Annotated in this window: 9 protein-coding genes; 6 read left to right on the forward strand and 3 right to left on the reverse strand. The window is 72.0% G+C overall.

The window, feature by feature from the left end; all coding sequences use genetic code 11:
* Genes BMY97_RS30845 through BMY97_RS30855 form a run of 3 tightly spaced genes read left to right on the forward strand, consistent with a single transcriptional unit; the run spans nt 1 to nt 3,936 of the window.
* Entirely contained in the window at nt 1-612 is a 612-nt protein-coding gene (locus BMY97_RS30845) for a potassium-transporting ATPase subunit C (protein ID WP_091623769.1), read from the forward strand.
* Between the two features lie 4 nt (nt 613-616).
* Entirely contained in the window at nt 617-3,241 is a 2,625-nt protein-coding gene (locus BMY97_RS30850) for a sensor histidine kinase (RefSeq protein WP_091623544.1), read from the forward strand.
* Nucleotides 3,238-3,936 carry a response regulator gene (locus tag BMY97_RS30855; RefSeq protein ID WP_091623547.1) on the forward strand — a complete coding sequence of 233 codons (699 nt, stop codon included), beginning with the start codon at nt 3,238-3,240 and terminating at the stop codon, nt 3,934-3,936. The genes BMY97_RS30850 and BMY97_RS30855 overlap by 4 nt, the downstream gene beginning before the upstream one ends.
* Nucleotides 3,937-3,978: 42 nt before the next feature.
* Here BMY97_RS30855 and BMY97_RS47295 read toward each other — a convergent pair whose 3' ends face one another.
* Nucleotides 3,979-4,608 (reverse strand): hypothetical protein, encoded by a 630-nt coding sequence (locus BMY97_RS47295; RefSeq protein WP_177231620.1) that lies wholly within the window; start codon nt 4,606-4,608, stop codon nt 3,979-3,981.
* A gap of 211 nt (nt 4,609-4,819) precedes the next feature.
* On the opposite strand from BMY97_RS47295, the gene BMY97_RS30865 reads away from it, so the two are divergent.
* The 3 genes from BMY97_RS30865 (at nt 4,820) to BMY97_RS30875 (ending at nt 9,669) form a co-directional block, all read left to right on the forward strand.
* Nucleotides 4,820-5,107, forward strand: coding sequence for an acylphosphatase (locus tag BMY97_RS30865; RefSeq protein WP_091623550.1), 288 nt, complete (start codon nt 4,820-4,822; stop codon nt 5,105-5,107).
* Nucleotides 5,108-5,282: 175 nt separating this feature from the next.
* The gene (smc, locus tag BMY97_RS30870) at nt 5,283-8,885 is read left to right on the forward strand and encodes a chromosome segregation protein SMC (protein WP_091623553.1); all 3,603 of its coding nucleotides are present in this window, start codon (nt 5,283-5,285) and stop codon (nt 8,883-8,885) included.
* 229 nt (nt 8,886-9,114) lie between these two features.
* Nucleotides 9,115-9,669: a hypothetical protein gene (locus tag BMY97_RS30875; protein ID WP_091623556.1), complete on the forward strand. Its 555-nt coding sequence runs from the start codon at nt 9,115-9,117 to the stop codon at nt 9,667-9,669.
* Nucleotides 9,670-9,738: 69 nt separating this feature from the next.
* Here BMY97_RS30875 and BMY97_RS30880 read toward each other — a convergent pair whose 3' ends face one another.
* Nucleotides 9,739-10,311: a DUF3455 domain-containing protein gene (locus BMY97_RS30880; RefSeq protein ID WP_091623558.1), complete on the reverse strand. Its 573-nt coding sequence runs from the start codon at nt 10,309-10,311 to the stop codon at nt 9,739-9,741.
* A gap of 110 nt (nt 10,312-10,421) precedes the next feature.
* A complete protein-coding gene (locus BMY97_RS30885; RefSeq protein WP_091623561.1) occupies nt 10,422-11,993 on the reverse strand; it encodes a sodium:solute symporter in 1,572 nt (523 codons plus the stop codon).
* Nucleotides 11,994-11,999 lie beyond the last annotated feature (6 nt).

The following is an 11,999-nucleotide window of genomic DNA, read 5'->3' on the forward strand; positions in this document are numbered from 1 at the left end:
GTGAACACTCTGGTGAAGCAGACGTGGGCGGGCCTGCGGGTCCTCATCGCGATGACGGTGCTGCTCGGGCTGGTCTACCCGCTCGCAGTGTGGGCGGTGGGGCGGATCCCCGGTCTCGAGTCGAACGCCGAAGGTTCGATCGTCACGCAGAACGGCCAGGCGGTGGGCTCCTCGCTGATCGGGATCGACCCGGTCGCGGCGGACCCGGCGCGGGACCCGTGGTTCCACAACCGGCCTTCGGCGGGCTCGAAGGACGCGCTCGGCCCGGCCGACCCGTCGACCTCGGGCGCGTCCAACAAGGGCCCGTACAACGAGGACCTGGTGAAGACGATCACCGAGCGGAAGGACGCCATCGCGAAACGGGAGGGCGTCAGCCCCGCCCAGGTGCCGGCCGACGCGGTGACCGCCTCGGCGTCCGGATTGGACCCGTCGATCAGCGTGGCCTACGCGGACCTGCAGATCGCCCGCGTCGCCCGGAACACCGGCCTGCCCGAGGACCGGGTGCGTCAGCTGGTCGAGGCGAACACTTCGGGCGACGGGATCGGCGTGCCCGGCGTGAACGTGCTCCAGCTCAACTTGGCCGTGCATTCGGCCGCGCCTGGAGCACACTGACAGCGTGAGCACCGAAACCGGGCCGGAGAAGACGGGGCCTTCGAAGCCGCGCCGGGGAGAGCTGCGCATCTACCTCGGCGCGGCGCCGGGCGTCGGCAAGACCTTCGCCATGCTGGGCGAGGCGAGGCGGCGGGCCGAGCGCGGCACGGACGTGGTCGTCGGGCTCGTCGAGACCCACGGCCGCAAGAAGACCGCGGACCTGCTCGACGGCCTCGAGGTCGTGCCGCGGCGCACCGTCACCCACCGCGGGCACGAATTCGCCGAGATGGACCTCGAGGCGATCCTGGCGCGCAAGCCCGAGGTCGTGGTCGTCGACGAGCTGGCGCACACCAACGTGCCGGGCGCCCGGCACGACAAGCGCTGGCAGGACGTCGACGAGCTGCTCGCCCACGGCGTCGACGTGCTGTCCACGGTCAACGTCCAGCACCTGCAGAGCCTCAACGACGTGGTCGAGCGCATCACCGGCGTCGCGCAGCAGGAGACGGTGCCGGACGAGGTGGTGCGCCGGGCCGAGCAGCTGGAGCTGGTCGACATCACCCCCGAGGCGCTGCGGCGCCGGCTCGCGCACGGCAACGTCTACCCGGCCGAGCGGATCGACGCCGCGCTCGGCAACTACTTCCGCCCCGGCAACCTCACCGCGCTGCGCGAGCTGGCGCTGCTGTGGGTCGCCGACCAGGTCGACGTCGCGCTTCAGCGGTACCGCGCCGAGCAGAAGATCACCGACACCTGGGAGGCCCGCGAGCGCGTGGTCGTCTCGGTCACCGGCGGCCCGGAGAGCGAGACGCTGATCCGGCGCGCGAGCCGGATCGCCACGCGCGCGGGCGCGGAGCTGCAGGTCGTGCACGTGCTCAGCGGCGACGGCCTGTCCGGGCGGTACTCGTTCAAGACCGGCCCGGGCGCGATGGCCCGCTCCCGCACACTCGCGGACGAGGTCGGCGCCACCTTCCACACGGTCGTCGGCGACGACGTGCCGACCGCGCTGCTGGACTTCGCCCGCGGCGTCAACGCGACGCAGCTGGTGATCGGCACCTCGCGCCGCTCGCGGGTGGCGCGGCTGTTCGACGAGGGCATCGGCGCCGCGGTGGTCCAGCAGTCGGGCTCGATCGACGTGCACATGGTCACCCACTCCTACGCGGGCGGGCGGCTGCGCGCGCGGTTCGGCACCAGCCCGCTGGCCCCGTCCCGGCTGGTGCTGGGCTGGGTGCTCAGTTTCCTGCTGCCGCTGGCCGCGACCGGGCTCGGCGTGGTGCTGCGCGACGCGGTGGAGTTCTCCACCGACGTGATCCTCTACGTGCTGGCGACGGTGATCGTCGCGCTCGTCGGCGGCCTCGGCCCGGCGCTGATCGCGGCCGTGTTCGGGGCCGGGCTGCTGAACTTCTTCTTCACGCCCCCGCTGTACACGCTGAACGTGCACAGCCCTCAGAACGTGGTCACGCTCGTCGTGATGATCGTGGTCGCCGTGCTGGTGGCGCTGGTCGTCGCGTCGGCGGCGAGGCGGGGGAGCCAGGCGGCGCGGGCGCGGACGGAGGCTTCGCTGCTCGCGTCGTACGCCCGGACCGTGCTGACGCATGTGGACCCGATCGAGAAGCTGCTGGCGAAGGTGCGGGAGAACTTCGGCCTGACTTCGGTGACACTGCTGGAGAAGAAGGACGGCGACTGGCAGAAGGTCGCCGTGGCGGGCCCGCACCCGTGCGCCGACCCGGACGAGGCCGACGTGGACATCGCCGTGACCGCCGACGTGCACCTGACGCTGCGCGGGCGGGCGCTGCCGGCGTCCGACCGGCGGGTGCTGGAGGCCGTGGCCGGGCAGGCGCTGCTCGCGCTGCGCCAGCAGCGGATGGCGGCCGCGGCGGCCGCCGCCGAGCGCAAGGCCGAGGCGACCGAGCTGCGCACCACGCTGCTCTCGGCCGTCGGGCACGACCTGCGCACGCCGTTGACCTCCATCAAGGCCGCCATCGGCAGCCTGCGCGCACCCGATCTGTCACTGTCCGATGAGGACACCGGCGAGCTGATGGAGGCCATCGAGGAGTCGGCCGACCGGCTGGCCGGGCTGATCGACAACCTGCTGGACTCCTCGCGGCTGGCCACCGGCGCGGTGCGGCCGCACCTGCGCCCGGTGGGCTACGACGAGGTGCTCGCGCACGCGCTGTCCAATGTGGACAACTCGCGCGGGGTGAAGGTCGCGGTGGACGCGCGGCTGCCGTCGGTGCTCGCCGACCCCGGGCTGCTGGAACGGGTGATCGCGAACGTGCTCGACAACGCGCTGCGCCACGGCGTCGCCCCAGCTTCGGACACCCCGGTCACGCCCGTCTCGGCCCGGGCGAGCGCGCATTCGGACCACGTGGAGCTGCGGATCGTCGACCACGGGCGCGGGCTGCGGAAGGGCACGGCGGACTCGGCTTTCGCGCCGTTCCAACGCCTCGGCGGCGACCGGGACTCGGCACCCGGCGTGGGGCTCGGCCTGTCCGTCGCCAAGGGCTTCACCGAGGCGATGGGCGGCACCATCCGCGCCGAGGACACGCCCGGCGGCGGGCTGACCGTGGTGATCTCGCTGCCCGCCTACACCGGGCAGCATCCGGACAAGGACCTGCTGCTGATCGACGAAGCCGTGGAACAGGAGGCATTGTGAGTCCGGACCGGGCGGCCACCGTTCTGGTGGTGGACGACGAGCCGCAGATCGTGCGCGCGCTGCGGATCAACCTGACCGCCCGCGGCTACAAGGTGATCACCGCGCACGACGGCACGGCGGCGCTCAAGGCCGTCGCGGAGACCAAGCCCGACGTCGTGGTGCTGGACCTGGGCCTGCCGGACCTCGACGGCACCGAGGTGATCGCCGGGCTGCGCGGCTGGACCACGGTGCCGATCATCGTGCTGTCCGCGCGCGGCGACTCGGCCGACAAGGTGCAGGCGCTCGACGCGGGCGCGGACGACTACGTCACCAAGCCGTTCGGCATGGACGAGCTGCTGGCCCGGCTGCGCGCCGCCGTGCGCCGCTCGGCCGTCGCCGGCTCGGACGGCGCGGAGGCGGTGGTGGACACCGGCTCGTTCACCATCGACCTGGCGGCGAAGAAGGTCCGCCGCGACGGCCGCGAGGTCCACCTGACCAAAACCGAGTGGGGAGTGCTGGAGCTGCTGGTCCGCAACCGCGGCCGGCTGGTGGCGCAGAAGCAGCTGCTGCACGAGGTGTGGGGACCGTCGTACGAGACGGAATCGCACTACCTGCGCGTGTATCTCGCGCAGCTGCGGCGGAAGCTGGAGCCGGAGCCCTCACGGCCGCGGCACCTGCTGACCGAGCCCGGCATGGGCTACCGGTTCGAGGTCTAGACACCTGGAAGGCCGCCCCGCGGGGCGGCCTTCCGGCGTGGTTCAGCGTCCGGGACTCGAGGGCGCACTGTCCGAAGTGGACGAGTTGCCGCTGCTGCTCGGCGGCTCGCCGCTGGTGCTGCCGCCGCCACCGCTGCTGCTACTGCTGGACGGCTCCGACGGCGACGTCGGCGAAGACGATTTGGTCGGCGAGGTCGGCGGAGTCGGGGTGACGGAATGGGTCGACGGCGGCGGGTCGCTCCGCCCGGTGGTCGAGTCCGTCGGGCCGCCGCCCGGCGGCGGGTTGCCGGGGCCGGGGTTGGCCGGCGGGGTGACGACCGAGGTCGTCGGCACGCCGTCGGCGCCGACGGACACCACCGTGGTCGGGGTGGACGGCGTGGTGGAGCCGTTCGGGGTGGCCGGCCCGGTCGCCGGGGCGCCCGGGACCGCGCTGCCGGTCACGACCTGCGAGCTGCCGGGCAGGGTGCCCTGGCCGCCGCCGGGGACGTTGCCGCTGTCGGCCGCTGTGCTGCCCGGGCCCGCCAGTTCGGCGACGGCGGCGAACGCGGTGGCCACGACCAGGCCGCCGACGCCGAGGATGGCGTAGCCGGCGCGGTTCACGCGGCCGCTCGCGCCCTTCGGCGGGGCGACGGAGATTCGGGTGCTCGGATCCGGCCCGTCGGGACGGGACATGCAGGCTCCTTACGGGACGTGACGCTGGAAGTCGTGAAGCATTGTCGATCCGGGCGTGCCACCTGTGGCGTACGCAGTGGACTCCCTGGACTCCGGCGGCCCTGGACGCTGACCTCGGCGGGGAGGTTATCACCGGCCATGCCCCATTCGCGCAGCTATCAACCTGAGGCGGTCACTGTCCGCATCCGGCGGCCTCCGGCAGAATGGCCTGGTGAGTGAAAAAGAAACACCCGTCCGGCTGGCGGCCTGGGTGCACGGACAGGTCCAGGGTGTCGGTTTCCGCTGGTGGACTCGGAGCCGCGCGCTGGAACTCGGCCTGATCGGCTTCGCCCGCAATCTGCCCGACGGCCGTGTTGAGGTGGTAGCGGAGGGTGTACGAGACCACTGTGAGCGGCTGTTGGCCGCTCTTCGTTCGGGGAAATCACCCGGAAGCGTGGATCACGTGGTCGAGCGCTGGGCCCCGGCCAAGGGCGGGCTGACGGGTTTCACCGAGCGCTGACCCCGGCCGGGGGCAGACCGGTCGGCCGTGACTCGTGGGACCAGAGGGGTTGCCGTGGTGGCCGGTCCTGTGCTAGGCGCGCCCGGCCCGGCGGCCTCCCACGGTGACCGCGGGTGCCCAGGTAGCCTGGTCCGATTGAAGAGCCAGTACCCGAGGCCAGAGGGGTCCGCACCAAGTGCACCTGAAAAGCTTGACGCTGAAGGGCTTCAAGTCCTTCGCCTCGGCCACCACGCTGCGCTTCGAGCCCGGGATCACCTGCGTGGTCGGGCCGAACGGCTCGGGCAAGTCCAACGTCCTCGACGCGCTGCGCTGGGTCATGGGCACCCAGGGCGCGAAGGACCTGCGCGGCGGCAAGATGGAAGACGTCATCTTCGCCGGCACCGCGGGCCGCGCCCCGCTGGGCCGGGCCGAGGTCACGCTCACCATCGACAACGCCGACGGCGCGCTGCCCATCGAATACGGCGAGGTCTCCATCACCCGCCGGATGTTCCGTGACGGCGCGAGCGAGTACGAGATCAACGGCGACCGCTGCCGGCTGATGGACGTGCAGGAGCTGCTGTCGGACTCCGGCATCGGCCGCGAGATGCACGTCATCGTCGGGCAGGGGCAGCTGGCGGCGATCCTCGAGTCGAAGCCCGAGGAGCGCCGCGCGTTCATCGAAGAGGCCGCGGGCGTCCTGAAACACCGCAAGCGCAAGGAACAGACCCTGCGCAAGCTCGCGAACATGCAGGGCAACCTCGACCGGCTCGGCGACCTCACCACGGAGCTGCGCCGCCAGCTCAAGCCGCTGGGCAAGCAGGCCGAGATCGCGCGCAAGGCGCAGTGGGTCCAGTCGGAGCTGCGGGACTCGCGGCTGCGCCTGTTCGCCGACGACCTGGTCACCCAGCGCGGCTCCATCGCCAGGGAAGAGGCCGACGAGCGCACCGCCCGTCAGCGCCGGGCCGAGGTGGAGCAGGCGCTGGAGATCGTCGCCGCCGAGGAGACCGAGCTGGAGGCCTCGCTCGCCGAGGACGCGCCGAAGCTGCAGACCGCGCAGGAGACCTGGTACCGGCTTTCGGCGCTGGCCGAGCGCCTGCGCGGCACTGTGCGGCTGGCCGTGGAGCGCCAGCGGCACCTTTCTTCCGACGTCTCGGCGCCGACCGGCGGCCGTGACCCGGAAGAGCTGCTGGCCGAGGCCGAGCAGGTGGCCGAGCGGGAGCAGGAGCTGAACGAGGCCGTCATGGAGGCCCGCGAACTGCTGGCCGAAACCGTGCTGCGGCGCGAAGAACTCGAACAACGGGTGCAGGCCGCCGAGCGCGCGCACTGGGCCGCGGTCCGCGCGATCGCCGACCGACGCGAGGGCATGGCCAAGCTGACCGGCCAGGTCGAGGCGCTGCGCAGTAAGAACGGCGCCACCGCGGACGAGATCGACCGCCTCACCGTCTCCCTCGAAGAGTCCGCCGAGCGCGCCGAGATCGCCGTCGAGGAGCTGGAGCTCGAGCAGGCCGAGGGCGGGGCCGAGGAGTCCGGCGACGCCGATCTGATGCAGCGGCACGACCGCGCGGTCGAGGCCAACAACGCCGCCAAGGCGCGGGTCGAAGAGCTGGTCAAGGCCGAGCGCGGCGCCGAGCGTGAGATCGCTTCGGAGCGCGCCCGGGTCGAGGCGCTGTCGATGGGCCTCAAGCGCAAGGACGGCGCGGGCGCGTTGCTCGGCGCGTCCCACGAGCTGCCTGGTCTGCTGGGCTCGGTCGCCGCGCTGCTGACCGTCGAGCCGGGGCACGAGGTGGCGCTGGCCGCCGCGCTCGGGCCGGTGGCCGACGCCGTCGCCGTCGCCGGCGGGGAGCAGGCGCTGCAGGCGCTGAAGTACTTGAAGGACACCGATTCCGGCCGGGCGGGCATCGTGCTCGGCGGATATCCGTCCACTGTGGACACCAGCTCCTGGCCGATGCTGCCGTACGGCGCGCGCTGGGCCCGCGAGGTGGTCAGCGCGCCGGAGCAGCTGCGTCCCGCGGTCGAGCACGCGCTCGACAAGCTGGCGCTGGTGAACGGGCTGGAGCAGGCGCGCCAGCTCGTCGCGAGCCATCCGGAAGTGCGCGCGGTGACCGCCGAGGGCGACGTTTTCGGCGCCAGCTGGGTGGCCGGCGGGTCCGCGGCGCGCGAGAGCGTGATCGAGGTCCAGGCCGCGGTCGACGAGGCGGGGGACCGGCTGCGCACCGCCGAGCGCGCGGTGGAGCGCTTCACCGCCGAGCTGGAAGGCGCCCGCGCCGAGCAGCAGGCCCGCCGGGAAGAGGTCAGCCAGGCCAAGGACGCCCTCGGCGACGCGAAGGTCCGCAAGGCCCGCTCGTCGGAGCGGCTGAACCGGCTGCAGCAGGCCGCGCGGTCCGCGCAGGCCGAGGTGGAGCGGCTCACCGGCCAGCGCGCGAAGGTCGAGCAGAGCCGGGAGCAGGCGCTCGCCCAGCTGGCCGAGCTGGAAGAGCGGCTCGCCGCCGTCGCCGAGCAGCCGGTGGAGGACGATCCGGACACCGCCGAGCGCGACGAGGCCGTGGCGCAGCTGACCGTGGTCCGGCAGGAGGAGATGGAGGCGCGGCTCGCGCAGCGCACCTCCGAGGAGCGGGCGCGCAGCATCGCCGGTCGCGCCGAATCGCTTCGCCGCGCCGCGCACGCCGAGCAGCAGGCCCGCGAGCGGCTGGCGAAGGCGCGCGAGGCCCGTGAACGTGGCGCCGAGATCGCGAACGCCGTGGTCGACGCCGGTGAGCTGGCGCTGGAGCGGATCGAGCACTCCGTGCAGCGCGCGGCCGCCGAGCGCGACGAGGCCCAGGCCCAGCGTCAGACCCGGGAGACGGCGCTGACCGCCGTGCGGGGCAAGGTCCGCGAGCTGTCCGGCGAGCTGGAGAAGCTGACCGACGCCGTGCACCGTGACGAGGTGCTGCGCGCCGAGCAGCGGCTCCGGCTGGAGACGCTGGAGGCCAAGATCGCCGAGGACTTCGGCATCGGCCTGGACGACCTGGTCGCCGAGTACGGCCCGGACGTGCCGGTGCCGCCGAGCGCCGGCGAGACGGCCGAGTACGAGGCGGCGAAGGAGCGCGGCGAGGACGTCACCCCGCCGCCCCCGATGCCGTACGACCGCGACACCCAGGCCCGCCGCGCCAAGCGCGCGGAGAAGGACCTTTCCTTGCTGGGCAAGGTGAATCCGCTGGCGCTGGAGGAGTTCGCGGCGCTGGAGGAGCGGTACAAGTTCCTGTCCACCCAGCTCGAAGACCTCAAGGACACCCGCAAGGACCTGGAGGCGGTGATCCGGCAGGTGGACGAGAAGATCCTGGAGGTCTTCGCCTCGGCCTACGCCGACGTCGCCCGCGAGTTCGAGACGGTCTTCAGCGTCCTGTTCCCCGGCGGCGAGGGCCGGATGGTGCTGACCCAGCCGAACGACCTGCTGGCCACCGGCGTCGACGTCGAGGCGCGGCCGCCGGGCAAGAAGGTCAAGCGGCTCTCCCTGCTCTCCGGTGGCGAGAAGTCACTGGTGGCGGTGGGCATGCTGGTCGCCATCTTCCGCGCGCGCCCGTCCCCCTTCTACGTGATGGACGAGGTCGAGGCCGCGCTCGACGACACCAACATGCGCCGCCTGATCGGGCTGCTGGAGCAGCTGCGGGACTCCTCGCAGCTGATCATCATCACCCACCAGAAGCCCACCATGGAAATCGCCGACGCCCTGTACGGCGTGAGCATGCAGGGCGACGGCATCACGAAGGTGATCTCGCAACGGCTGCGTGCCACGGAGGAGGAGCCGGTCCCGGCTTCCTGAGCTGAGCAACGAAGAGGGCTTCCCGTGCCATGGCCGGGAGGCCCTCTTTTGTTGTCCGGAAAGGATGCGGTGGCTACTCTCCCGGCTTCCTGAGCCGGGGTTGGCCCCCGTGAGGGATTCGTGCCCGAAGGGGCAGGATGCGCGGGCCTTCGGCCGCACCGGTCAACTCCGACGGTGCGGCAGGCGTCTTCCTGGACGTTCGAAGAACCAGTCCAGGAGGGGATCCGAAATGCGCACGATGGTGGCCCGATCGCTGATTTCCGGCTCGTTGCTCGGCGTTGCCTTGACGCTCACCGCTTGCGGTGGCGGGGGCACCGCGGCGGGACAGCTCTCGTGGAACGCGAGTTCGACGCCGGCCGCGCCGACCGCTACGTCGTCGGCGCCGGTGGCCGCGCCGTCGTCCGTGCAGGCTGTGCCGGACGCAAAGACCCCGCCGCCGCAGGCCCGCGCGCCCCAGCGCCAGGGCTCCACCGCGGGCAAACGGCAGGACGGTTCCGGCCCGGCGCCGCGCGGCGGGCTCGGCAAGACGGTCGACTGCGGCCAGATCGACGGTCCCACCGGGAAGATCGACGTGGTGGCCGAGGCGATGCCGGCCGGGACGGTCGGCTGCACCGAGGCGATCGACGTGCTCTCCGACTACCTGGCCCAGGCCCCCACCAAGGCCGAGGGCACCGCGCACGTCCTGACCGTCGACGGCTGGCAGTGCGCTTACGACGGCGGCACCGCCGGCAGCGGGCTGATCGGCTGCGGTGGCAAGGGTCTTTCGTTCCACGGCCAGCCCTGAGCGCTCCGACACTGGGCAACGGCCCGGCGCCCTCGAATCCGAGGGCGCCGGGCCGTTGTCGTCACCAGGTCAGCTCGCGGCCCAGAAGGCGTAGTCCGCGGTGTACGGCGTGGCGGTCTGGTCGCCCGCGGCGCAGGCGCCCTTCGGGGCCAGGCCGCCCTTGGTGTTGAGGCGCTGCACGAAAGTGACGTTCGCGAACAGGCCCTTGCCGCTGGTGGTGTCGGCCTTGAGCAGCAGCTCCGGGACGGCGTCGGGGTGCGGCACGGCCGCGCCCGGCACCGCCGTCGCGGCCACCGTGCTTCCGTCCACTGTGGACGTCCACACCGGTCCCTTGCTGTGCAGCGCGATCGGCTTGCCGCCGTCGGAGATGATCGCGGCGGGCTGGGCCAGGGTCCACGCGCCGTTGGTGCAGCCGTAGATCTGCACGCCCTTGCCCTGGTAGGTGCCGAGGTGCCGGGCGGCGCCGGGCACCTTGACCGCCGCGGGCACCTCGACGATCTCGGGCGCCCCCGCCGTCTGGGCCACCGGCTTGACCCCAGCCCCAGCCCCAGCCGCGGTCGAGCCGTCGGTTGAAGCGCACGCCGTCGCGCCGCCCAGCAGAACCATCGAGCCCACCGCCAGTGCCATCGAAATCCGCTTCATCGTCCCCGCCTCGACCCGGGCCCGCCTCCACCAGGCGGGCGCTCGTGATCAGACACGGGCGCCCGCCCCGGAACGGTTCACCGGAGGAGCGGATTTCTTTCGCGACGGCCTCAGACGGGGACTTCCTCCTGCGGCGGGCTGTCCACTTCGGTCGCGCGCGGGTCGGGCCCGCGGTGGCGCAGCGCGAGCAGGCCGCCGACGATCATCGAGATCAGCACGCCGACGAAGGTGTACCAGTAGGTGGCGAGCGGGACGAGGGTCTTCGTCGCCGCGCCGAACTGGAGGTGCACCGCCGTGGTGGCCTTGTCGAACTTGACGAACAGGATCAGGAACGCCATGCCGACCACCGAGCAGGCGAACGCGACCACCGCGTCGGACTGCCGGGCCTTCTTGACCACCAGGCCGAGGAAGAACGAGCCGAGCAGCGCGCCGTAGGTGTAGCCGACGATGCCGAGGCCCTGCTGGATCACCGGGTCCTTCGAGTTGGTGAACAGGGAGGCGAAGATCGCGAACACCACGGCCCAGATGAGTGTCCACATGCGACCGTGGCGCAGCAGCTTCGAGTCCGCCACCGTGCGCTGGGTGAAGCGCTGGTAGAGGTCGGCGATGGTCGAGGTGGACAGCGCGTTCAGCGCCGAGGCCAGCGCGCCCATGGTGGACGCGAGGATGCCCGCGATCAGCAGCCCGGCCAGCCCGACCGGCAGGTCGTTGACGATGAAGTTGGAGAATACGTCGTCGCCGGACATCTTCCCGGCCGCGACGGCGGTGGCGGTCGCGCCCGTCTTGCCGCCCGTGTACACCCACAGCATCGCGCCGACCACCAGGAACAGCGCGAACTGGATGAACACCACGATCGACGAGCCGATCAGCGCGCGCTGGCCGTCGCGCAGGCTCTTGGTCGACAGCAGCCGTCCGACGATCAGCTGGTCCGCGCCGTGCGACGCCATCGAGAGGAAGGCGCCGCCGACCACCGCGCCGATGAACGCGTACGGGCTGGTGATGATGTTCGACGCGAAGTCGGTGAGCTGGAAGCGGCCCTGGCCCGAGGCGATCGAGGTCCAGCCGTCCGGCAGCTTCGTGGACAGGAAGATGACCGCGCCGATCGCGCCGAGGATGTAGAGCGACCACTGGATCACGTCGACCCAGATCACCGACTTGATGCCGCCGACGAACGCGTAGATCAGGGTCAGCGCGGTCAGCAGGACCACGATGTGCCAGTACGCGGTGTGGATGCCGTAGTGGTCGAGGATCGCCTTGATCGGGATGGCGCCCGCGAACAGCCGCAGGCCCTCGGCCAGCAGCCGGGTCACCACGAACGTCACCGACGCCGTGCCCTGCAGCCCGCGCCCGAAGCGGCGGCCGAGGAATTCGTACGCGCTGACGTAGTTGCCCTTGAAGTAGCGGGGCAGCAGCACGAACGCCGCGACCAGCCGGCCCAGGATGTAGCCGAAGGCCACCTCCAGGAACAGGAACGCGCTGCCGAAGACCAGGCCGGGCGTCGAGATCACGGTGAGGGTGGACGTCTCGGTCGCCACCACCGAGAGCGTCACCGCCCACCAGGGCATGCTGCGCTCACCGACGAAGTAGTCGTTCGCGGACTTCTGCCTGCGCCCGACCAGCACGCCGATGATCGGCATCGCCGCCAGGTACACGATGACGATCACCAGATCGACTGGGTTCATGGAGTT

The organism is Amycolatopsis saalfeldensis, assembly GCF_900110575.1.
Classification (GTDB): domain Bacteria; phylum Actinomycetota; class Actinomycetes; order Mycobacteriales; family Pseudonocardiaceae; genus Amycolatopsis; species Amycolatopsis saalfeldensis.

Excerpts from the sequence above, each read along its gene's own strand:
- BMY97_RS47295 (WP_177231620.1), bottom strand. The coding sequence starts at position 4,608 with ATGTCCCGTCCCGACGGGCCGGATCCGAGCACCCGAATCTCCGTCGCC.
- BMY97_RS30875 (WP_091623556.1), top strand. The coding sequence starts at position 9,115 with ATGCGCACGATGGTGGCCCGATCGCTGATTTCCGGCTCGTTGCTCGGC.
- BMY97_RS30880 (WP_091623558.1), bottom strand. The coding sequence starts at position 10,311 with ATGAAGCGGATTTCGATGGCACTGGCGGTGGGCTCGATGGTTCTGCTG.
- BMY97_RS30885 (WP_091623561.1), bottom strand. The coding sequence starts at position 11,993 with ATGAACCCAGTCGATCTGGTGATCGTCATCGTGTACCTGGCGGCGATG.